The 21,534-nt window shown below is 70.9% G+C and carries 23 protein-coding genes; 12 read left to right on the top strand and 11 right to left on the bottom strand.

The annotated features are described in order from the left end of the window. Positions 1-331 precede the first annotated feature (331 nt). The gene (locus QSK32_RS18180; RefSeq protein WP_045740117.1) at positions 332-550 is read right to left on the bottom strand and encodes an FmdB family zinc ribbon protein; all 219 of its coding nucleotides are present in this window, start codon (positions 548-550) and stop codon (positions 332-334) included. Between the two features lie 369 nt (positions 551-919). Here QSK32_RS18180 and QSK32_RS18185 point away from each other — a divergent pair, with 369 nt between their 5' ends. Both QSK32_RS18185 and QSK32_RS18190 read left to right on the top strand, forming a co-directional pair. Further along, complete coding sequence (locus QSK32_RS18185; RefSeq protein WP_285472598.1) at positions 920-2,170, top strand: lytic transglycosylase domain-containing protein; 1,251 nt, start codon at positions 920-922, stop codon at positions 2,168-2,170. 169 nt (positions 2,171-2,339) lie between these two features. After that, complete coding sequence (locus QSK32_RS18190; RefSeq protein WP_285472599.1) at positions 2,340-3,359, top strand: GNAT family N-acetyltransferase; 1,020 nt, start codon at positions 2,340-2,342, stop codon at positions 3,357-3,359. A gap of 1,081 nt (positions 3,360-4,440) precedes the next feature. Here the strand turns inward: QSK32_RS18190 and QSK32_RS18195 are convergent. Then, positions 4,441-5,460, bottom strand: a complete 1,020-nt coding sequence (locus tag QSK32_RS18195; protein ID WP_285472600.1) for a 2-oxoacid:ferredoxin oxidoreductase subunit beta — start codon at positions 5,458-5,460, stop codon at positions 4,441-4,443. After that, entirely contained in the window at positions 5,453-7,306 is a 1,854-nt protein-coding gene (locus tag QSK32_RS18200; RefSeq protein ID WP_045740113.1) for a 2-oxoacid:acceptor oxidoreductase subunit alpha, read from the bottom strand. Before QSK32_RS18200 ends, QSK32_RS18195 begins: the two co-directional genes overlap by 8 nt. Before the next feature lie 147 nt (positions 7,307-7,453). Between QSK32_RS18200 and ndhC the strand changes: the two genes are divergently transcribed. The 5 genes from ndhC (at position 7,454) to QSK32_RS18225 (ending at position 10,079) form a co-directional block, all read left to right on the top strand. Then, positions 7,454-7,831: an NADH-quinone oxidoreductase subunit A gene (gene ndhC / locus QSK32_RS18205; RefSeq protein WP_285472601.1), complete on the top strand. Its 378-nt coding sequence runs from the start codon at positions 7,454-7,456 to the stop codon at positions 7,829-7,831. A 68-nt stretch (positions 7,832-7,899) separates the two neighbouring features. Continuing rightward, on the top strand, positions 7,900-8,442 hold the full coding sequence (locus QSK32_RS18210) for a DivIVA domain-containing protein (protein ID WP_285472602.1): 543 nt from the start codon (positions 7,900-7,902) through the stop codon (positions 8,440-8,442). Next, positions 8,439-8,954, top strand: a complete 516-nt coding sequence (locus QSK32_RS18215; protein WP_045740110.1) for an SRPBCC family protein — start codon at positions 8,439-8,441, stop codon at positions 8,952-8,954. The genes QSK32_RS18210 and QSK32_RS18215 overlap by 4 nt, the downstream gene beginning before the upstream one ends. After that, on the top strand, positions 8,951-9,538 hold the full coding sequence (locus QSK32_RS18220; protein WP_045740109.1) for a DNA-3-methyladenine glycosylase I: 588 nt from the start codon (positions 8,951-8,953) through the stop codon (positions 9,536-9,538). Before QSK32_RS18215 ends, QSK32_RS18220 begins: the two co-directional genes overlap by 4 nt. A 4-nt stretch (positions 9,539-9,542) precedes the next feature. Beyond that, positions 9,543-10,079 carry a hypothetical protein gene (locus QSK32_RS18225; RefSeq protein ID WP_083448752.1) on the top strand — a complete coding sequence of 179 codons (537 nt, stop codon included), beginning with the start codon at positions 9,543-9,545 and terminating at the stop codon, positions 10,077-10,079. A gap of 111 nt (positions 10,080-10,190) precedes the next feature. On the opposite strand, the gene QSK32_RS18230 is transcribed toward QSK32_RS18225, so the two are convergent. Further along, the gene (locus tag QSK32_RS18230) at positions 10,191-11,024 is read right to left on the bottom strand and encodes an enoyl-CoA hydratase/isomerase family protein (RefSeq protein WP_285472603.1); all 834 of its coding nucleotides are present in this window, start codon (positions 11,022-11,024) and stop codon (positions 10,191-10,193) included. Then, positions 11,021-11,830, bottom strand: coding sequence for a PaaX family transcriptional regulator (locus QSK32_RS18235; RefSeq protein ID WP_045740106.1), 810 nt, complete (start codon positions 11,828-11,830; stop codon positions 11,021-11,023). Before QSK32_RS18235 ends, QSK32_RS18230 begins: the two co-directional genes overlap by 4 nt. 273 nt (positions 11,831-12,103) lie before the next feature. On the opposite strand from QSK32_RS18235, the gene QSK32_RS18240 reads away from it, so the two are divergent. Together QSK32_RS18240 and QSK32_RS18245 are read left to right on the top strand one after the other, a co-directional pair. Continuing rightward, entirely contained in the window at positions 12,104-12,271 is a 168-nt protein-coding gene (locus QSK32_RS18240; protein ID WP_014447667.1) for a DUF3117 domain-containing protein, read from the top strand. Between the two features lie 77 nt (positions 12,272-12,348). Then, positions 12,349-13,767: a leucyl aminopeptidase family protein gene (locus QSK32_RS18245; protein WP_052720106.1), complete on the top strand. Its 1,419-nt coding sequence runs from the start codon at positions 12,349-12,351 to the stop codon at positions 13,765-13,767. Here QSK32_RS18245 and QSK32_RS18250 read toward each other — a convergent pair. After that, positions 13,747-14,316 (bottom strand): O-methyltransferase, encoded by a 570-nt coding sequence (locus tag QSK32_RS18250; RefSeq protein ID WP_045740222.1) that lies wholly within the window; start codon positions 14,314-14,316, stop codon positions 13,747-13,749. The two genes, QSK32_RS18245 and QSK32_RS18250, sit on opposite strands and share 21 nt — an antisense overlap. Before the next feature lie 292 nt (positions 14,317-14,608). Between QSK32_RS18250 and QSK32_RS18255 the strand changes: the two genes are divergently transcribed. Continuing rightward, positions 14,609-15,859, top strand: a complete 1,251-nt coding sequence (locus tag QSK32_RS18255) for a S1C family serine protease (protein ID WP_502872543.1) — start codon at positions 14,609-14,611, stop codon at positions 15,857-15,859. Between the two features lie 79 nt (positions 15,860-15,938). Further along, positions 15,939-16,355 carry a twin-arginine translocase TatA/TatE family subunit gene (locus QSK32_RS18260; protein ID WP_045740104.1) on the top strand — a complete coding sequence of 139 codons (417 nt, stop codon included), beginning with the start codon at positions 15,939-15,941 and terminating at the stop codon, positions 16,353-16,355. 66 nt (positions 16,356-16,421) lie between these two features. Here QSK32_RS18260 and QSK32_RS18265 read toward each other — a convergent pair whose 3' ends face one another. The 3 genes from QSK32_RS18265 to QSK32_RS18275 are packed head-to-tail and all read right to left on the bottom strand — an operon-like array spanning position 16,422 to position 19,372. Then, positions 16,422-17,570: an Mrp/NBP35 family ATP-binding protein gene (locus QSK32_RS18265; protein ID WP_045740103.1), complete on the bottom strand. Its 1,149-nt coding sequence runs from the start codon at positions 17,568-17,570 to the stop codon at positions 16,422-16,424. A 21-nt stretch (positions 17,571-17,591) separates the two neighbouring features. Next, positions 17,592-18,116 (bottom strand): DUF1003 domain-containing protein, encoded by a 525-nt coding sequence (locus tag QSK32_RS18270; RefSeq protein ID WP_045740102.1) that lies wholly within the window; start codon positions 18,114-18,116, stop codon positions 17,592-17,594. Continuing rightward, positions 18,113-19,372, bottom strand: coding sequence for a magnesium transporter MgtE N-terminal domain-containing protein (locus QSK32_RS18275; protein WP_045740101.1), 1,260 nt, complete (start codon positions 19,370-19,372; stop codon positions 18,113-18,115). The genes QSK32_RS18270 and QSK32_RS18275 overlap by 4 nt, the downstream gene beginning before the upstream one ends. A 27-nt stretch (positions 19,373-19,399) precedes the next feature. Between QSK32_RS18275 and QSK32_RS18280 the strand changes: the two genes are divergently transcribed. Continuing rightward, the gene (locus tag QSK32_RS18280) at positions 19,400-20,275 is read left to right on the top strand and encodes a PhzF family phenazine biosynthesis protein (RefSeq protein ID WP_285472605.1); all 876 of its coding nucleotides are present in this window, start codon (positions 19,400-19,402) and stop codon (positions 20,273-20,275) included. A gap of 28 nt (positions 20,276-20,303) precedes the next feature. Here QSK32_RS18280 and QSK32_RS18285 read toward each other — a convergent pair whose 3' ends face one another. Beyond that, positions 20,304-20,798 (bottom strand): hypothetical protein, encoded by a 495-nt coding sequence (locus QSK32_RS18285; RefSeq protein ID WP_285472606.1) that lies wholly within the window; start codon positions 20,796-20,798, stop codon positions 20,304-20,306. A 34-nt stretch (positions 20,799-20,832) separates the two neighbouring features. After that, a complete protein-coding gene (locus tag QSK32_RS18290; RefSeq protein ID WP_045740098.1) occupies positions 20,833-21,531 on the bottom strand; it encodes an HAD family hydrolase in 699 nt (232 codons plus the stop codon). Between the last annotated feature and the right edge of the window lie 3 nt (positions 21,532-21,534).

A 21,534-nucleotide genomic window follows, 5' to 3' on the forward strand; every position in this document is an offset into this window, starting at 1 on the left:
GAAAGAGATCGAACGCGGAAACGCCGCGGACGGGCAAAACCGTCAAGCCGATCAGGTGCACCCGAACGGGGCAACGAATCGACACGGGGTGCCAGGGCGCGCTCACCGGCCGAAGTCGACGCCGATCGTCGGCGGTCACCCGAACGGGATCACGGCGTACGGCACATGATCCCGTTCTCCGGTGTTCCGGGGCCTGGCGGTCGTTCACCGGCTCAGGCGTCGTGCGGTTCCATCGACAGCGTGCCGGTCGTTTCTGATCAGCGTCCGTGGGCCCGCTGCTTCCCGGGGCGCCTGGTTCCCGGCCCCGGGGCGTTCGCTTCCGGCTCCCCGATCAGCAGCCGCAGGAGCCGCCGCAACAGCCTCCACCTCCGCCGCCGGACGGGGCGGACGGGGCGCCCCCGCCACGGCCGGTCACGGCGACAGTGGACAGCAGCTTGACCGTGTCGGCGTGCCCCTCGGGACAGGCGGCCGGCTGACCGGCCTCGCTCATCGGACGGCTGACCTCGAAGGTGGCGCCGCACGCGCGGCACCGGAACTCGTAACGCGGCATCCGACCAGCGTAGGGCCCGTGTCGAGGTCGTTGCGCCGGGAGTCGGCCAGGGCTTGTCCCCGGGCACGTCGAGGAGTGTTCCAGGGCATGTCGACGAGTGCCACGGTCGTGGTGCCGGACCGGTAGGGTCGACGCGTGGCCGAGTCGCGGAAGAAACCACCAGCCGACCAGCCGGCGCTGCGGTCCGCGGCGCCCCGTCAGCGCGAGCCGCTCGACGACGCTGCGCCCGCCGGGGGCGAACCTGACGCCGCCGCGCCTGCTTCGGCTGCGCCCACTTCGGCTGCGCCCGCCGGGGGGAAGGTGTCACCCGCCGATTCGGACAGTTCCGTCGTCGCTGCTGACAGTAGCGGATCCGGCAAGCCCGGGGCGGTGGAGAAGCCGGATGGGAAGCCGGAGACCACCGGAGAGAGTGACCCGCCGGCGTCCCCTTCCGTGAACGAGGCCGGCGCCTCCGGTTCGCAGGCACCCGCCGAGAAGGCGGCTTCCCTCGAGAAGACGGCCCCTTCCGCGAAGGCTGTTCCTTCCGATCCCACGAAGGGTGCCTCTTCCGAGGGTGCGAAGGCTCTCTCTTCCGGGGATGGGAAGAAGCCTGACGACGTCAAGAAGCCTGACGACGTCAAGAAGGCCGATGGCGACACGAAGGTCGACGGGGGCGAGGCAGGCGACAAGGCTGGTGCGGCGACGAAGGTCGAGACCCGGCGACTCCGGCCGTTGCGTGCTGTCGGGCGGGCCGGGCGGGCGACCTACGACTGGACGCGACGGCCCGCCGGCCGCGTGATCGTGCCCGGCGTGCTGGTGGCGGCGCTGGTCGCGTTCGCCGCGACGTCCGGCGCCTATCTGGTGCCGAAGGCCCTCGAGGTCACCCCCTCGCCCAGTTCCACCCCGCTGTTCGGGTCCGCCCCGGCCGTACCGGAAGCCTCCGCGGGCCTGCCCGTCGGCGCCGGAACACTGGCTCCCTCGATCGGCGTTGTTCCGGGCGTGACCGCCACACTTCCGGGCGCCACTCTTCCCGGGGCCACGGTGCCCGGTACCGGCACGACCGGCGGACGACCGGCCGACGCCCTGGACAGTTGGGCGCGCGAGATCGGCACCCGGGTGGGCATCCCGGTGGTGGCTGTTCAGGCTTATGGGTACGCCGAGCTGGTGACCGCCAAGACCACCCCGGCCTGCCGGTTGAGCTGGACCACGCTAGCGGCACTCGGGAAGATCGAGTCGTCGCACGGCAGCCACAACAACGCGGTGCTCGGGGTGGACGGCAAGTCCACGCCACCGATCTACGGTCTGCCGCTGGACGGTCAGGGCGGGCGGCAGATGATCCGGGACACCGATCAGGGCACGCTCGACGGCGACACCACGTACGACCGGGCCATCGGGCCGATGCAGTTCATCCCGTCCACGTGGAAACAGTTCGCGATCGACGCCGACAACGACGGCACGGCCGATCCGCACGACATCGACGACGCGGCGCTGACCGCGGCGGCCTACCTCTGCACCGGCGGGCGGGACATGTCCAAGCCCGACTCGTGGTGGGACGCGATCCTGTCCTACAACGCCGTCCGTCAGTACGCCCAGGACGTCTACGCCGCCGCCGAGGATTACGGGGCCCGCAGTCTGGCGTGACGAGGTGAACGGCAAATGCGACACCACGTTGGTGCCGAGCTCGCCGTTGATCGGGTCGGCACAGCCCAGCGTGACGAGGTGACCGGCAAACACGACCCAGGGTGATCATAGGCGTACTTTTGCGTGGTCAGCACTTCCCTGAAGGTCGGATCAACGGCACGATGGACGAGTGAGGGTGCGTGAATGGGATCCCCGCTCCGCGTCCGCGGCCGAGATCCACTCGCTCGTGGAGTTGGTGAACGCGGTCCTGGCGGCTGACCTCCCCGACGATCCACCCTGGCGTGACGTGCAGGTCCGGGACTATCTGGCCGAAACCATGCCGGGCGAACGCCGGATCACCTGGATCGCCGAGGACGACCGTCTGCCCGAGGGCGAGGGGCAGATCTTCGCCCATGTGAACATTCTGCTCATCGGTGACATCGGTGTCCTCGAAGTGGTGGTTCGCCCAGAGTTGCGCCGTCGCGGGTTGGGCCGTCAGCTGGTGGCGATGGCCGCCCGCCGCGCCTACCTGGAGGGTTTCTCCTCGATCGGGGTGGAGGCGATCGGCAACACCCCGGCGATCGGGTTCTACGAGTCGCTGGGCTTCGAGCGGGAGTATGTGGAGACCCGCAGTGTGCTCAGCCTGGACGCGGTCGACTGGCACGCGCTGCAGACGATGGCCGGGGGGATCAGCCCCGGCTACCGGGTCGAATACCACCCTGGTGGTCCGCCGGATCCACTGCTGGAGGCGTACGCGCAGGCCAAGACCGAAGCCCAGCGCGACGACGACGACCTCGACCTGCAGCCCCGTTCGTCGGACCCGCAGCGTCTGCGGGAGTCACTGGACACCCTGCACAAGCGGGGGCTGAAGCCGTACATCGTGCTGGCCATCCACGAGGCGACCGGTGCCGTCGCGGGGCTGACCGAGGTGGTCGTTCCCGCCCAGCATCCCGAGCGCGCCGACCAGTACGACACGATCGTGGTCCGGGAACACCGCGGCTACGGCATCGACCGGGCGATCAAGGCCCGCATGCTGTTCGAGTTGCGGGCCGCCGAGCCGGGGCTGCATCAGGTCCAGACCTGGAACGCCCAGCACAACGAGTCGATGCTGAAGGTCAACGCGGAGCTGGGCTATCAGTCCGACCGGGACTGGTTCGAGTACATCGTCGACGTCTCCCAGCTGGTCCAGTCCTTGGAACCCCGAGACTGAGGAACGAGCGCACGGGGGCGTCGGAGCTGAGACGTGGCCGGTCCGAGGGTCGGGCGATTGATCAACACGGTGCCGTGGGCGACGAGCCGGCAACAGCCGCCACTGCGACGGCGACCGGATGGCCGCCGCCCCGGATGGCCGTCGCCCCGGTCGGGAGTCGCCCCGCATGCCGTCAGCCGTCGTTCACGGCCGCCACACGGAGGTAGAGCCGTCTGCGGCCGTCGTTCTGCGGCCGCCCCATGTGTCGGCGCCGTTCAGCCATTCGCGGCCTCCTCGGGGCCGTCGCCGAGATCAGAAGAGGTCGAGTGGCGTTCCGGCCACCCCGGTCGTCGGCCACGGTCCGCCCGCGAGTCGAAAGCGACCGTGGGCGGCGGCTGGGTGTCCCTGAGCCGTTGCTGACGGCTGGGTTCCGTCTTCTCGGGTAGCCGTGGTTGACGGCTCGGCCGGCTCGGCCGTCGGCTGTGGCTCATCTGCGAGTCGAAATCGACCACAGCAGACGGCCGAGCAACCCGAGCCGTCGGCCGTGGCTGATTCCCGACTCCTAGGCAGCCGTGGCCGACGGCTCGGAGCTGCCCGGACCGTCTGCTGTGGTCGTTTCGGCTCGTAGGCGGCCCGCAGGCGGACCACAGGCGGACCGCGGGCGGCTCGTAGGCGGACCGCAGACGGGATCGCAGGCGGACCGCAGGCGGACCGCAGACGGACCGCAGACGGACCGCGGGCGGACCGCAGGCGGACCGTGGTCGACGGCCGGGTCGGCAGTGGTGGCCACCTCAGCGCACCTCGGCCGTTTGCCGCAGCGTGGAGCCGCACCCAAGATCAACTTAAGCTGAGTGGCGTCGACCGTCGCGGAGCTGTGGGCGGCACGCGTGACGGTCGAATGCGACCGTCACGGCTGACCGAAACTGATTAGTGAACCCGTGGGGGTCTCGCCGCGCATCGGACCGGAACTGCGGCAAGCGGGTGACCCATGCAGACGCGGGCGGTCAGGTGGGGGCGGTCCGGATCGCCGGGGACGGGGTAGGTCGTACCCCCGGAAGAAGCGTGAGACGAACCGCCTGGGCCCAGAGGAACGGGGTGTGGTTCAGAGGATCGTCCACGTGTCCCCGGCGTGCAGGAGTTCGGTGAACATCTCCCCGGGCGTCCCGGTCGCCTGCGCCCGCGCGTCGAGCACCTGCTTGCGGACGATCTCGTCGTAGGACGGCCGCTGCACGGAACGGAACACGCCGATCGGTGTCGTGCCCAGGTCGGAGCCGGACAGGCGGGTGAGGGCGAACGCGTAGGCCGGATCGTCGACCGTCGCGTCGTGCACGATCGGGGTGCCGCCCTCCTGGACCTGAAGACCGAAACCACCCTCCGGGTGGACCACCGAGTAACGGTTGTCGGGACCGAAAACGATCGGGGCATCCTGTTCCAGGCGGATCAGGTGCTCGTCGCGGGTGGACGGGTCCTTCACCAGGTCGAAGGCGCCGTCGTTGAAGATGTTGCAGTTCTGGTAGATCTCGACGAACGCGGAGCCCTCATGGGCGGCCGCCGCGCGCAGCACCGCCTGCAGATGCTTGCGGTCGGAGTCGATGGTCCGGGCGACGAAGCTCGCCTCGGCGCCGAGCGCCAGCGAGAGCGGGTTGAAGGGTGAGTCGGCCGAGCCCGCCGGTGTCGACTTGGTGATCTTGCCGAGTTCGGAGGTGGGGGAGTACTGGCCCTTGGTGAGGCCGTAGATCCGGTTGTTGAAGAGCAGGATCTTCAGGTTCACATTGCGGCGCAGGGCGTGGATCAGGTGGTTGCCGCCGATGGAGAGGGCGTCGCCGTCGCCGGTGACGACCCAGACCGACAGGTCGGGCCGGGAGGCGCTCAGGCCGGTGGCGATGGCCGGGGCGCGGCCGTGGATCGAATGCATCCCGTAGGTGTTCATGTAGTACGGGAAGCGTGACGAGCAGCCGATGCCGGAGACGAAGACGATGTTCTCCCGCGGGATGCCCAGCTCGGGCATGAAGCCCTGCACGGCGGCGAGGATCGCGTAGTCGCCGCAGCCGGGGCACCAGCGGACCTCCTGGTCGGACTTGAAGTCCTTGGAGCTGAGTTTCACGGTGACCGGGTCAGCCATTCTTCACCACGTCCTCGAGCATGTTCTCCAGCGTCGCGGCGGTGAACGGCAGGCCGCTGACCTGGTTGAAGGGCACCACGTCGATCAGGTGTCTCGCCCGGATCACCGCGGCGAGCTGTCCGAGGTTCATCTCCGGGACGACGACCTTGTCGTAGCCCGCGAGCACCTCGCCGAGGTTGGCGGGCAGCGGCGCGAGGTGCCGCAGGTGGGCCTGGGCGATGGTGAGCCCGCGCTGGCGCAGCGCCCGGCAGGCCGCCCCGATCGGCCCGTAGGTCGAACCCCAGCCCAGGACCAGCACCCGGGCCGCCTCGGAGGGATCCTCGACGTCCACGTCCGGCACCGGGATCGCCTCGATCCGGGCCGCCCGGGTCCGGACCATGAACTCGTGGTTCGCCGGGTCGTAGGAGATGTCGCCGGTCTTGTCGGCCTTCTCCAGGCCGCCGATGCGGTGTTCTAGTCCGGGTGTGCCGGGGACCGCCCAGGGCCGGGCCATCGTCTCCGGGTCGCGCAGGTAGGGCAGGAACCGGCCGTCCGGCGCGTTGGGCTCGGCGGCGAACGTGACGGTGAGGTCGGGCAGTTCGTCGACGGCCGGCAGCAGCCACGGCTCGGACCCGTTGGCCACGTAGTTGTCGGACAGCAGGATGACCGGGGTGCGGTAGGTGAGCGCGATCCGGGCCGCCTCGATCGCCGCGTGGAAGCAGTCGGACGGCGACCGCGGGGCGATCACCGCGAGCGGCGCCTCGCCGTGCCGGCCGAACAGGGCCAGGTTGAGGTCGGCCTGCTCGGTCTTGGTGGGCATGCCGGTGGACGGTCCGGCCCGCTGCACGTCCACGATCACCAGCGGCAGCTCCAGGGCGATGGCCAGCGAGATCGTCTCGCTCTTGAGCGCCACGCCGGGGCCGGAGGTGGTGGTGACGCCGAGCGCCCCGCCGTACGCCGCCCCGAGCGCCGCCCCCACCGCGGCGATCTCGTCCTCGGCCTGCATGGTGGTCACGCCGAAGCGCTTGTGCTTGGAGAGCTCGTGCAGGATGTCCGACGCCGGGGTGATCGGGTAGGCGCCGAGGAAGAGCGGCAGCCCGGAGCGCACCGCGGCGGCGACCAGTCCGAGCGACAGGGCCTGGTTGCCGGTGATGTTGCGATAGGTGCCGGGCGGCATCTTGGCCGGTTTGACCTCGTAGCGGACGGCGAACGCCTCGGTGGTCTCGCCGTAGTTCCAGCCGGCCTGGAACGCGGCCTTGTTCGCGGCGACCAGGTCGGGGCGTTTCACGAACTTGCGTTCCAGGAAGCGCAGCGTGGACTCGAACGGCCGCGAGTACATCCAGCTCAGCAGGCCGAGCGCGAACATGTTCTTGGCGCGTTCGGCGTCCTTCTTGCCCACACCCAGGTCGGCGAGCGCGCCGACGGTCATCGACGTCAACGCGACCGGGTGGACGGCGAACTCGTCGAGCGAGCCGTCCTCCAGCGGGCTGACCGGGTAGCCGACCTTGGCCAGGTTGCGCTTGGTGAACTCGTCGGTGTTCACGATGATGTCGGCGCCGGGCGGCAGTTCGGACAGGTTCGCCTTGAGGGCGGCCGGGTTCATCGCCACCAGCACGTTCGGCGCGTCGCCCGGGGTCAGGATGTCGTAGTCGGCGAAGTGGACCTGGAAGCTGGAGACGCCGGGCAGGGTGCCGGCCGGTGCCCTGATCTCGGCGGGGAAGTTCGGCAGGGTCGAGATGTCGTTGCCGAGCTGTGCGGTCTCCGAGGTGAACCGGTCGCCGGTGAGCTGCATGCCGTCGCCGGAGTCGCCGGCGAATCGGATGACGACCCTGTCCAGTTGTTCGACTCGCTTCGAGGGGGCGGCCACGTCTCAACCTCCAAAACGGCGCGTGCCGACGGATGACGCTTGTCGATGCTACTTCGCGGATCCTCACGGGGTGGCCGCGAACCGTTGCCCACAGTAGTCACACGGTCGAGCGCCATCCAGGCAAAGTCTCGGTTAGGCTCCCCGATCGTGGACGGTTATCTCGGCTCGTACGCCATGCTCGGCCTGGTGATCGCCGCCGGTGTGCTGCTGTTCGTGGCCGCCTTCGGGGCGAACCGGCTGCTCCGGCCGGGGTCCCCGGCGGAACCGGCGGGCAAGCGGATCTCGTACGAGAGTGGCATCGACCCGGTCGGCGGGGACTGGGCACAGGCGCAGATCCGCTATTACGTCTATGCATACCTCTATGTGCTTTTCGCAGTGGAAGCCGTATTTCTCTTCCCCTGGGCGGTGATCTTCGATCGGCCGTCCTTCGGCGGTCCCGCGATCGTCGAGATGGGCGTCTTCGTCGCGGTCCTCGCCCTGGGCATCCTGTACGCCTGGCGGAAACGCATTCTGACCTGGACCTGACGGTCGAGCCTGCGACTGACCGGGTGGCGGGCTCGCCACGGCTGAGCCGACATGTCAACATCGTGCGCATGGGTCAGCTTCTGCTCTTCATTGTCGTGGCTCTCGTCGTCGCGACGATCGTCTTCGGCGTGACCGTCTTGCTGAGCGGGGGCGACCCCGGGCTGACCCCGGTCGAGCCCGACGGCCGGTCGGTGCCGCTGCCCGGCGACCGTCCGCTCGGTGAGGGCGACATCGCCAAGGCTCGGTTCGACACCGTGTGGCGTGGTTACCGGATGAATCAGGTGGATCAGGCGCTGCATCGCGCGGCGTACGACATCGGCTACAAGGGCGAGCTGATCAGCGTGCTCGAGGCCGAGGTCGCCGCGCTGCGGGAGGGCCGCACCGAGGACGCCGAGGTGCTGCGCCGGGCTCGCGAGGCCGCGGTGGCCCCGGGTGTCACGCCCGGCGAGCCGGCCGGCGCCGACGAGGTCGAACCCGCCGGGGCGCCGGAGAAGCCGGTGGAGCCGGTCGCGGACGACCCGGTGGCGGAGACCGCGGGCCTCCCCGCACCGGGCCCGGCCCCGGTGCTCGGCAAGGCACCCGGCAGCGACGAGGAACCGGCGGGACGATGAGTGGCACCGGCCCGGAGGGCAACCCAAGCAACGGTGACGGTCTCGGCGACGCCGGCCGGCCCGGCCACGGCGAGTTCACCGCCACGGTGATCGTGAACGCCCCCGCCGAGAAGGTGTTCGCCGCCTTCCTGGACTGGGAGGCACAGTCCGCGTGGATCCCGTTCACCCGGGTCCGGGTGGTCGAGGGCGATGGCGGTGAGGGCAGCCTGGTGGAGGCGGTCACCGCGCTCGGCCCGGCGGTGCTCCGCGACGAGCTGCGGGTCGTCAAGGTCAACGCGCCGTTCGAGGTGCGGGTCGTGCACTGCGGCAAGGTACTGCGCGGGCCGGGTTCGATGCGGTGCACGGCGATGTCCGGCGACCGGACCCAGGTCGTCCTGCACGAGTGGTTCCACCTGCCGCCCGGTGCGGTCGGCAAGATCGCCTGGCCGGTGCTCTGGCCCGGCTCCAAGATCGGTTTCACCGGCGCGCTGAAGAAGTTCGGCCGCCTCGTGGAGCAGGGCCGGCTGCCGTGACCGACCTGGTGGTGGGCGCCGACGGCCGGGCCCGCTGCTTCTGGGCGGGCAGCGCGCCGGATTACGCGGCCTATCACGACGACGAGTGGGGCCGCCCGCTGCGCGGCGACGACGCGCTGTTCGAGCGCCTCACCCTGGAGGCCTTCCAGTCCGGCCTGGCCTGGATCACCATCCTGCGCAAACGTCCGGCGTTCCGGGCCGCCTTCGACGACTTCGTCATCGCCGAGGTCGCCGGGTACACCGAGGCCGACGCCGCCCGGCTGATGGCCGACGCCGGCATCGTCCGCAACCGGATGAAGATCGACGCGGCGCTGCACAACGCGAAGGTCGCCGCCGATCTCCCGGAGGGCCTCTCCGCGCTGCTGTGGTCCTTCCAGCCCGCCGGGCGGCCGCGTCCGGGTGCCCGGGCCGACGTCCCGGCGGTCACCGCGGAGTCCACCGCGCTCGCCAAGGCGCTCAAGAAACGCGGCTTCAAGTTCGTCGGTCCCACCACCGCGTACGCGTTGATGCAGGCCACCGGCATGGTCGACGATCATCTGGCGGACTGTTGGGTCCCGCCGTCCGAGCGTGCCGCCCCCGCGTGATGAGATGGGAGGCATGGCGCAGTGGTCGGTGATTCTTCCGGACGAGCAGTGGGCGACCGAGCGGTTGTTCCAGCACGAGGTCGTGACGGTGGCGGGTGGGCCGGTGGCGGCCTCCGCGGGTGACGAGGTCCTGATCCTCGCCGAGGACCACGTCGTGGCACTGGCCCGCGTGGAGAAGACCGACGGCGGCGACCTGGTGCTGGGCTATCAGCGCCGGGCCTTCGACTCCCCGGTGCCCGCCGAGGGCCTGATCGCCGACTCCCCGGTCGCCGCGGTCGACGTGGAGATCTTCCAGCGTCTGGCGGCCCGTGTCGCCGGCCCGGCCGACAAGAAGAACTGGCTGGTCAGCGTGGCCATGCCGATCGAGGCGAGCAACCCCGCCGAGGCGGTCCGCCAGTTCTGGTCACACGTGCTCGAGCTGGGCCCCTCCGAGCTGCCCGCCTACGTCTGGCCCAGCGGCGACGAACTCGCCATGCAGGCCTTCGTGCTGGGCGCCGAGCGCAACCAGGACCCCGAAGAAGAAGACGAAGACGACGAGTGACGGGGGTACGCCTACCGGCCTGCCACCGCCGGCACCGCGCGATGCGGTGCCCGCTCCGGGCCGCGGCGCGACCGCCGGCCCGGAGCATGCCCGAAGCAGCGTGGTCGAGGCTCAGTGCCCCTGGTACGTCGGCTTCTGCTTGTTGAGGAACGACTCCACCGCGCCCCGGTGGTCGGCCGTCGCACCGCAGATGGCCTGCGCCTGGGCCTCGGCGGCCAGCGCGTCGGACAGTGTCCCCGCGTCGCCGATGAACAGCTCCCGCTTGATCGCCCCGTAGGCCACGGTCGGCCCGGCCGCCAGCCGCTCGGCCAGCTCGTGCGCCGCCGGCAGCACCTGCTCGTCGTCCTCGAGCAACTGCGAGAGCATGCCGATCCGGTACGCCTCCTCGGCGCGCACCGGCTGGGCGAGCAGCAGCAGTTCCACCGCCTTGGCGTGCCCGACGATGCGCGGCAGCGACCACGAGATGCCGCTGTCCCCGGCCAGGCCCACGTTGGCGAACGCCATCAGGAAACTCGTCTTCGGCCCGCCGATCCGGAAGTCGGCGAGCATCGCCAGCGACGCACCCGCCCCGGCGGCCATCCCGCGGACCGCGGCGATCACCGGTTTCGGCATGCTGGCCAGCCGCTGCGCGATCGGGTTGTAGTGCAACTGGACGGTGTTCAGGTCGGTCGACCCCGCCTCCAGCAGCGAGGCGTGCTCCCGCAGATCCTGGCCGCCGCTGAACGCGCCGCCCGCCCCGGTGAGCACGATCGCCCGGACCGACCGGTCGCTCTCCAGCTGGGCGAGGGTGTCCCGGAGGGCCTCCTTGAGGTCCACGGTGAACGCGTTCATCGCCTCGGGACGGTTCAGGGTCAGGGTGACGACGGCGCCGGTGCGGTCGACGAGGAGGGAGTCAGCCGTCAGTCCGTTTCCGGGCGGCGGCTGGGGCGGTCGGATGGCGGTCATGGCTCTGAGAATCCCACACGACCGCCACGATGGGCAGCGTGCAGACAGCGTTCGACGTAGCGGTCGGCGGCCGGCCGCAACCGGGTGGCGTGCTTGTCGAAGAAGGCCGCGGCGCGTACCCCGGGCCAGCGGGCCGGCAGCAGCGCCGGGGGTAGCTGCGGGTCGTCGAGCAGGATCGAGCGCCACGCGTGGACCAGGCGGAAGCGGGCCGCGTACGCCTCCTCGTCGGTGCTGCGCAGGGTGATCGCCTTGACCGCGGGGTGGACCGTGTCGGCGAACCGCGCGTACGACTCGCCGAGCCGGGTCAGGTCCCAGGCGCGGTCCACCAGTTCGGCGGGCCCGGACGAGCCGCTGTGACTGGCGCTGAACCGTTCGTACCCGATGCTCGCCGCACCGAGGATCGTCACGATCTCGTCGGAGGCTCGCGGCGAGACCCAGACCTGTTCGCTGAGTGGCCCGTAGCCGAGGAGGGCGAGGCGGTCGGTCTCCGGGCGCCCGGGTGGCTCGTGCAGCAGCAGCATGTCGAACCGCCCGTCCCAGCCGCTGCGCCCGGTGCGGTAGACCCGGGCCGACGTCTCGTCGAGTCGGCGGGCGGCTTTCGGGGTGAGCAGATATCCGGGTCCTGCGGCCAGGCGAAGCGGATGAAGCCAGCCCTGCCGCACCATTCGTGACACGGCGGTCCGGACCGCGGGGGCGGCGATGTCGAGGGGAGCCAGCAACCGGACCAGCGCTGAGACCGGAGCCCGGGAGCCCCGGGCACGCAGGTAGTCGCCGTACAGGTCGAAGAGAGCGGACCGCGCCTGCATGACCGCACATTGTGACAGTCTGAAAGGCGATATGCTAGATGCTGTCACATCCGCCCGGGCTGGGTTTGGGTTCGCCGGTGTTCATCAGGGAAAATGTTTGATCGGCACGGTGGGCCGCAACGCGTGAACACGTGAAACGGCCTGTACGGCCGCCGGTCGGATACGAGCACCGCGTCGCGTGGGGCTGAGCACGTGACGTGGCTGCTGGCATTCCAGGAGCAAGTGGCTGTGGGGCAACCCACCGACCCTGACGTAGGTCTGAGGGGAGACAAGATGGCGGCGATGAAGCCGCGGACGGGCGATGGTCCGCTGGAGGTCACCAAGGAGGGTCGTGGCATCGTCATGCGCGTCCCGCTGGAGGGTGGTGGCCGTCTCGTCGTTGAGATGACTCCGGACGAGGCCAACGCGCTGGGTGACGCGTTGAAGTCGATCGCCGGCTGACGTTTCACGCGAGCCCGCCGGTACGGTACCGCCCGTACCGGCGGGCTTTCCACGTCTTAAGGAAAGGTCATCCTCCCGTGTTCGTTATCCGTTTGACCCCGTCACCAGACGAGGCGGCCACCCGGGTTCTGCCGGTCGGCCCGCAGGGCGTACTGCCCGGTGACGGCCCCGCCGGCGACCTCGACGCCGAGGCTGCCGTGCTGGCCGGTGGCGTCCGCGCCGCCGGTGAGGTGCTGGTTCTGCCGCGTCCGCTGCGCGAGCCGGCCCGTGCTCTGCTGGCCGGTGTCGGCTCCGGTGACGAGGCAGCCTGGCGATCCGCCGGTGCCGCCGCCGTCCGGGCCGCCGAGGCCGCTGAGGAGCTCGAGGTGCGGCTCCCGTCCGACGCCGGTCCGGAGGCCCTGCGCGGCCTCGCCGAGGGCCTCTGGCTGGGCGGCTACCGCTACCGCGACGCGCCCAAGGCTCCCCGGTCCGCCGAGGTGCGGATCGTGACCGCCCGGGCCGCCGAGTTCGCGGCGACCCTGGAACAGGCTCGGATCACCGCGGCCGCCACCTGGCTGGCCCGTGACCTCACCAACACCCCGTCCTCGGTGAAGAACCCGGAGTGGTTCGCCGGCCAGGCCGTCGCCGAGGCGGCGAGCCGTCCCGGGCTGACCGTCACCGTCCGCGCCGGCGACGAGCTGCAGCGCTTCGGCGGCATCCGGGCGGTCGGCGGCGGTTCGGTGACCCCACCCCGGTTCGTCGAGGTGTCCTGGGCGCCCGCCGGCGCGACCACGCACGTGGTGCTGGTCGGCAAGGGCATCACCTTCGACACCGGCGGCATCTCGATCAAGCCGCGCGACGGCATGAAGCTGATGAAGAAGGACATGGGCGGTGCGGCCGCGGTCCTCGCCGCCACGCTCGGTGTCGCCGACCTCGGACTCCATGTCCGGGTGACCGCACTGCTCCCGCTCGCCGAGAACGCGATCAGCGGTTCCGCCTTCCGTCCCGGTGACGTGATCACCCACTACGACGGCAGCACCAGTGAGAACCTCAACTCGGACGCCGAGGGCCGGATCGTGCTCGCCGACGCGCTGGGCTACGCCACCGCCGAGCTGAACCCCGACCTGATCCTCAACCTGGCCACGCTGACCGGCGCCAACGCGGTCGCCCTGGGCAAGCGCACCGCCGCCCTCTACAGCCCGGACGACGCCCTGGCCACGGCACTCGCCGAGGCGGGCGCGGCGGCCGGCGAGAAGATGTGGCGCCTGCCGCTCGCCGACGACTACGTCGACAACCTGCGCAGCGACATCGCCGACCGGGTCAGCGCGGCGCCCGGCCCGGGGTCGGTGATGGCGGCCCTGTTCCTGCGGGACTTCTTCGGGGAGACCACCTGGGCGCACATCGACATGTCGGCGCCGAGCTGGGCCGAGGCGGACGACCTCGACCTCAGCAAGGGTGCCACCGGCTGGGGCGCGCGGACGCTCCTGCGCTATCTCTCAGCGGCGTACGGCGGTTAGCAGGCCGGCGCCGGACGGGATGATGGCGGGCGTCCAGTCCTCCGACTCCTTGATCGCCTTGACCGTCTCGCGGACGGTCAGGGTGTCGACGTCACGGGCGGCCGGGTCACCGATCCGGCCGCCGGCCAGCGCCCCGTTGACGACCAGTACGCCGCCGGGGCGCAGCATCCGCAGGGCGGCCTCGGTGCACGCCGCGAACTCGGTGGTGTCGGCGTCGACGAACAGCATGTCGTACGCCCCGTCGGCCAGGCGGGGCAGCACGTCCAGGGCACGACCGCTGATGATCCGGGTCCGGGACGAGGTGTACCCGGCCTCCTGGAAGATCCGGCGGGCGATCCTCTGATGTTCCCGCTCCACGTCGATCGTGGTGAGGATGCCACCGGGGACCATGCCACGGAGGAGCCAGATGCCGCTCACCCCCGTACCCGTGCCGATCTCGACCACGGCCTTGGCGCTGCCCGCGGCAGCGAGGAGGCTGAGCACCGAGCCCGCGCCCGGCGAGACGCAGGGCAGGCCGAGCTCGTGCGCCAGGGCACGCGCGGTCTGCAGGACCGGGTCCTCGGTGGCGTAGGTCTCGGCGAACGGCGTGGCATGCGCCTGCTGACCGAAGGAACGAGCTGGACCGATGATGACGACCTCCGAGCGACTGTCGATGCCGGCGGCTGGAAACCGCGCACATCGGATAAGAGAGTAGAGCGATGCTCTCGGGTGATGCACCTGACCGTCGATGGATAAACCAGCCACCGCGGGCAGCGAGGTGTCCGGTGGGTGGGTGTGATCCGGCGATTCCGTGTCATCCTGGATGCGCGGAGCCGGGCGAACGATGAGTGGAGGCACCGACGTGACCGACGGCGGACATTGGCGCCGGCCATCGATGCCGCCTGCTCCGGGTGCTCCGGAAGCGGCGTGGTGGTCCGATGCCTCGTCGGATCCGTGGCGTGATCCCTATTCGGCGGCGGCGATCCACCTGCCACCGCCGGCGCCGTCCGGGGGCCCGCCGCTGGAGGTCGTCCCCGATCCCGACGCGCCGCGCCGCCCGTGGTCGCCGATCCTTCTGATCTGCCTGGTCACGGCCCTGCTGGCCGGTGGTGTCGGCGGCACGCTGGGCTTCGTCTTCGCGGTCCGCGGCGGTTACGCGACCGGTGGCGGCACCCAGTTGGGCGCCGCTCCGCAGGCCGCCGGTGCCGTCCAGCACGCGCCCGAGTCGACCGCCGGAGTGGTCGATCAGGTGCTGCCGAGCGTGGTGACGGTCCGGGTCTCGGGTGCGATCGGGTCCGGTTTCGTGGTCTCCACCGACGGCTACGTGATCACCAACGATCACGTCGTCGCGGGCGCCGACGGGGCCATGTCGGTGTCGTTCAGCGACGGCTCCACGGCCTCGGCGAAGCTGGTCGGACGGGACCCGGAATCCGACGTCGCAGTGATCAAAGTCGCAAAGTCCGGGTTGACCCCGGTGGGCCTGGGTGACTCGGACACGATCGCGGTCGGTGACCCGGTGCTCGCTTTCGGTTCGCCGCTGGCCCTGGTGAACACGGTGACCCAGGGCATCGTCAGCGCGCTGGACCGGCCCATCGTGCAGAGCGGCGGCGACTCCAGCGGCGTCACCCGGTACTACGCGGCCATCCAGACCGACGCCGCGGTCAACCAGGGCAACTCCGGTGGCCCGCTGGTCGACGCGTCCGGTCAGGTCGTCGGGGTCAACTCGGTGATCCGCTCGGTCGGTGCCAGCGACACCGAGGCGGGCAACATCGGCCTGGCCTTCGCCATCCCGATCAACCAGGCGAAGCGGGTCGCCCAGGACATCATCGACACCGGCAAGGCCCGCCGGACGGTGATCGGTGCCGAGGTGATGACCGGCGGTTCCTACAGCGGGGCCCGGCTGCGTGCCGTGGAGCCGGCCGGACCGGCCGCCGCCGCGGCGCTCAAGAGCGGCGACGTGGTCACCCGGCTGGACGGGCACCTGCTCGACGACGGCACCGACCTGATCGCCCTGGTCCGCAAGTACGCGCCGGGATCGGTGGTCGCGGTGGAGTACCGCCGCGGCAACAAGACCGCCTCGGCCTCGGTGACGCTGGCGGCCGACACGAACTGACAAGTGGCGCACAGTCCCGGGGCTGTGCGGTCACAGTCGGCGTGCGTACGCTTGGCCCCGGACGCCCGGGAGGCAGTAAGTGTTCGAGAATCTGAACTGGTGGGAGATCGGCGCGCTCCTGATGCTGGCGCTTCTGATCTTCGGGGAGCGGCTGCCCAAGGTGATCGGCGACGGCCTGCGCATGCTGCGTGGCCTGCGCGCCATGGCGCAGAACGCGACCACCGACCTGAGTCGTGAGCTCGGCACCGACATCCAGCTCGAGGATCTGCATCCGAAGGCTTTCATCCGCAAGCACATCCTCAGCGAGGAGGACGAGGCGGCGATCCGCAAGCCGCTGCAGACCCTCTACGACGATGTGAAGGGCGACCTGAACGGCGTCAAGACCGAGCTGAACGAGGTCGCGTCGGCCGTCGACATCAAGAAGGCCCCGGAGAAGGCCGCTGCGCCCGTCGAGGCTCCCCGACCGGCGCAGCGTTACGACCTCGACGCTACGTGAAACGCCTCCCCTGGCCTGCAGCGATTGCTGGTTGATCCAGCTTTCAGCGGGCGTGGTGAGCCGTGTCTAGTTCTTGGTGGTCACCATGAGGCCGAGCGGCTTGCCGACCAGGGACTCGCGGCGGACGGCCAGGCTGTCGGCCACCGCGTCCAGGGCCTTCGCGGCCGGGGCGTCCGGCTCGGCCAGCACGATCGGGGTGCCCCCGTCGCCGGCCTCCCGGACCCGGGTGTCCAGCGGGATCTGACCGAGCAGCGGCACCCGCGCACCGACCGTCTGGGTCAGCGAGTCGGCGACCGCCTGGCCACCGCCCGAGCCGAAGACGTCCATCCGCGAGCCGTCCGGCAGCTCCAGCCAGGACATGTTCTCCACCACGCCGACCAGGCGCTGGTGGGTCTGCAGCGCGATGGCACCGGCCCGCTCGGCGACCTCGGCGGCGGCCGTCTGCGGCGTGGTGACCACCAGGATCTCCGCGTTCGGCAGCAGCTGGGCCAGCGAGATCGCCACGTCGCCGGTGCCCGGCGGCAGGTCGAGCAGCAGCACGTCCAGGTCGCCCCAGTAGACGTCGGCGAGGAACTGCTGCAGCGCGCGGTGCAGCATCGGGCCACGCCAGACCACCGCGGCGTTGCCGGCCGTGAACATGCCGATCGAGATGACCTTCACGCCGTGCGACTGCGGCGGCATGATCATTTCTTCGACGCGGGTGGGACGGCCCTCCACCCCGAGCATGCGGGGCACCGAGTGGCCGTAGATGTCGGCGTCGACCACGCCGACCGACAGGCCCCGCCGGGCCAGGGCCGCGGCCAGGTTCACGGTGACGCTGGATTTGCCGACGCCGCCCTTGCCGCTGGCCACCGCGTACACCCGCGTGCGTGACCCGGGCTGGGCGAACGGGATGACCGGTTCCGCGCTCTCCCCGCCACCGCGCAGCGTGGTCTGCAGCGCCTTGCGCTGTTCCTCGTTCATCACACCGAAGTTGATCTCGACCCGGTCGATGCCGGGGATCTTCGTGACGGCGTCGGTGATGTCGGTGGTCAGCTTGTCCCGCAGCGGACAGCCGGCGACAGTGAGCAGCAGGTCGACCTTCACCAGGCCGTCGCCGATGGTGAAGCCCGAGACCATGCCGAGGTCGGTGATCGGGCGGCGGATCTCAGGGTCGTCCACGGTCGCCAGAGCGGCCTGGACGGCATCCTCGAGCGTGGGAGCAGGAGCGGACATGCCTGCCATGCTACGTCGAGGTCAGGGGTGCTCCTCCTCCCACTCCGTACGCGCCCGCTTCTCCCGCCGCATCGCGGCCTCGTCCAGCTCGTCCGCCAGCCGGTTCAGCTCGTTACGCAGGAAATCCCTGGTCGCCACGTCGCCGAGGGCGATCCGCAGCGACGCTATCTCCCGGGTCAGGAACTCGGTGTCGGCCTTCTGCAGGGCGGCGCGGCGTCGATCCTCGTCCATGGCCAGCCGGTCCCGGTCGGTCTGCCGGTTCTGGGCGAGCAGGATCAGCGGAGCGGCGTACGACGCCTGCAACGACAGGATCAGGGTGAGGAACGTGAACGTGTACGGGTCGAACCGCATCCGGTCCGGCGCCAGGGTGTTCCACGCGAACCAGGCGGCGATCAGCACCGTCATGTAGACGATGAACTTCGCCGTCCCCATGTACCGGGCGATCCCCTCCGACCAGCGGCCGAAGGCCTCCGGATCGAACCTGGGCAGCTGCACCCGGCCCGGCTCGCGAGGCTGGTCCAGCCGGTCCCGCCGTGTCTCGCTCATGAGGCCGCGTCTCTGTCACGCCAGTCCCTGGGCAGGGAGTGGTCCAGCACATCGTCCACCGTCACCGCGCCGAGCAGCCGGTGGTTGGAGTCGATCACCGGCATCGCGACCAGGTCGTACGTCGCCATCCGCCGGGTGATCTCGAGTAGTCCGGCCCCGGTGCGCAAGGGCTCGATGCCGTCGTCCACCAGTCCGCCCACGATCGACGACGGCGGCTCGCGCAGCAGTCGCTGGAAGTGCACCATGCCGAGGTACTTACCCGTCGGCGTGGCGGCCGGCGCCCGGGCCACGAACACCTGGGCCGCCACCACGGCGGACAACTCCGGCTCGCGGATCCGGGCGAGCGCCTCGGCGACCGTGGTGTCCGGGGTCAGGATCACCGGCTCGGAGGTCATCACACTGCCCGCGGTGCCCGGCTGGTAGTCCATCAGCTGCCGGACCGGTGCCGCCTCCTCCGGTTCCATCAGGTCGAGCAGCACCGCCTGCTCGGCCTTGGGCAACTCGGCGAGCAGGTCGGCCGCGTCGTCCGGGTCCATCCGTTCCAGCACGTCCGCGGCGCGTTCCCGGTCCAGCCGGGCCAGGATCTCCACCTGGTCGTGCTCGGGCAGTTCCTCCAGCACGTCGGCGAGCTTGCGGTCGCTCAGCGCGGCGGCCACCTCGTTGCGCCGCGCGTCCGGCAGGTCCTGCAGCACGTTCGCCATGTCGGCCGGGCGCATCTGGTCCAGCAGGGCCAGCAGACTCGAGGTGCCCTGCGTGTCGGTCGGGCCGACCAGGCCGCGGACCCGGTCGTACTCGGCCTGGAAGACGTGACCCCGGCGGGCCAGGCGGCCGGTGTGCCCGCGGACCGCGACCCGGGTGATCTGCCACTCGGTGTTGCGGCTCAGCTCCATCCCGACGTCCACCACGGTGGCGCCCTGCTCCGGTCCGTCGCCGTGCTCGGGCGTCACGGTCACCCGGCGGTCCAGCAGATCCTCCAGCACCAGCAGCTCGTTCGGCCGTTTCTCGAACCGGCGCAGGTTGAGCGTGCCCGTGCTGAGCACCACCGATTCGGCGTCCATGCTGGTCACCCGCCCGATGGGCAGGAAGATGCGGCGGCGCAGCGCCATCTCGGCGACGAGACCGACGACCTGCGGCGGCCGGTTGGTCGTGCGGAGTCGGACCACCGCGTCGCGAACCCGTCCGACCCGGTCCCCGTTGGGGTCGAAAACCGCCAGGCCGGCGAGGCGAGCCAGATAAACCCTCGTCCCCATGGTCACGGACCCAGACTAGGTTAGGGTCCGGACATGTCCACCGTGGCGTACGAGATCGTCGACGTGTTCACGGATCGGCCCTTCGCCGGCAATCCGCTCGCCGTGGTCTACGGCGCACAACACCTGGGCACCGATCAGATGCAGGCCATGGCCCGGGAGTTCAACCTCTCCGAGACCGCGTTCGTGCTGCCGGCCACCACCGCCGAGGCCGGATACCGCCTGCGGATCTTCACTCCGGAACTCGAACTGCCGTTCGCGGGTCACCCGAGCGTGGGATCCGCGGTCACCTCGATGCGCCGTGGCCTGTTCGGGCCGGGCCGGGTGGTGCAGGAGTGCGGCGCCGGCCTGCTGCCTATCGAGGTGACCGAGAACGGTCACGGCACGCTGACCGGTGGGAAGCCCCGGCTGGGCGCGACGTTTGCGCCGGGTGCGGTCCTCGCGGCGGTCGGCCTGACGGCCGAGGACCATGCCGGGCCTGCTGCCCCACGTGCGGCCGGGTGCGGATTGGACTGGGTGTTCCTTCCGGTACGCCGGGAAGCACTCGCGAAGGCGCGGGCGAACGCGGCCGCCGCCGAACTGACCGGCGTCAGCGACTTCAGCGTCTTCGCCTGGTCGCCCGGGAACCGGGAGGCGTACGCCCGGGTGTTCGTGGCCGGTTCCGCCGTGGACGAGGACCCGGCGACCGGGTCGGCGGCCCTGGGTCTGGGCGTCTGGCTGGTCGACGCGGGGTGGCTGCCCGGCGAGGGCACCTCGTCGTACCGGGTGCACCAGGGCATCGAGATGAGACGGCCGTCGCTGCTGGACTGCACGGTCACCGCGGTGGGCGGTGCGGCCGTCACGGCCACCGTCGCCGGGTCGGTCTACCCGGTCGCCGAGGGCCGGATCGCGGTCCCGCCTTTCATCGGCTGATCACTCCTTCGGGGCTGACCGCTTCCGATCAGCGCTTGCGGACCTTGTGAAGGCGGAACGGCTTGCGGGTCTCCACCCGGGCCGGCGTCTCCCGGGGCGGTGCGGCAGCCGACTCCGACGACAGGCCGGAACCGCCGAGCACGGTCTCGGCCACCGGGGTCAGCCGGACCACCGCACAGCCGGTCTCCACCCAGCGGGTGACCAGGTCCTCGGCGCTGCCGGAGGCGTTCAGCCGTTTCGCGGCCAGCTGCGGCGCGATCTCGTCCCACTCCGGACTGCCCGGCAGCACCCGGGCCACCGTCGCCTCGGACTGCACGATCAGCCCGCCGTGGTCGCCGCGCAGCCGGACCGTGGCCCGTTCGGCCCGGTCCAGGCCCGGCGCGAACTGCTCGCCGACACCGCTGACCACGGCCAGGGTGTTCTCCACGGGCAGGCACCAGAGCGCGTACGCCGGGGCGTCGCCCACCGAGATCCAGGCGATCGACGCCTTCTTGATCGCCTCTTCCAGCACGCCAGAACTCACCCGGCCATCCTCGCACGCAGGCGTGGCGCCGGACTCAGACCAGGACCGGCAGCGGGTCGATCAACGTGAGCACGTCGGTGAGCGACCGGACGGTCCGCCCGGCGAAGTTCGTGTCGGCGTCGAAGACCAGGTGGTTCGCGAGATCCGGAGCGGCCAGCCGGACCGGGGTCATGCCGACGGCCGCGGCCCCGGTCAGCTCGTGGCTGCCACCGTCCCCGACGTACAGGCAATCCCGCGGTGCGACACCCAACTGATCACAAGCAGCCAGATAGATCTCCGGGTCCGGTTTGCAGACTCCGATCTCCACGGAGTAGATCTGAGCATCGAGCAGCGGCGCCACAGGGAGCCCGGGCAGGAAGGCGGGCAGTTCGTGGGTGCAGTCGCTGATCAGTGCGGTGCGGACGCCCCGGCCCCGGACGGCGGTGAGCGCCGAGACCGCGTCGGAGCGCAACCGGGTGTCGGCGCGCAGCGCGTCTACCCGGGCCGGCATCGCCGCGCGGATCGCACCGGGTCGCGGCCGGCCGCCGGCCTGTTCGATCACCCAGGCGAGGGTGGCCTCGGCCGAGCCGTACCGTCCGCAGGCGCGGGCCCGGAACGTGCGGTCGAGGACGCCGCGGACGGCTTCGGGGTCGGCGCCGAGGGCCCGGGCGATGTCCGCGTGCTGGGGCCCACGCTGAACGGATCGGGTCAACGTGCCAAAAAAGTCAAATACCACGGCACGGTACGCGGGCACGTA

This window comes from Actinoplanes sp. NBRC 101535 (assembly GCF_030269225.1).
GTDB classification, from domain to species: domain Bacteria; phylum Actinomycetota; class Actinomycetes; order Mycobacteriales; family Micromonosporaceae; genus Actinoplanes; species Actinoplanes rectilineatus.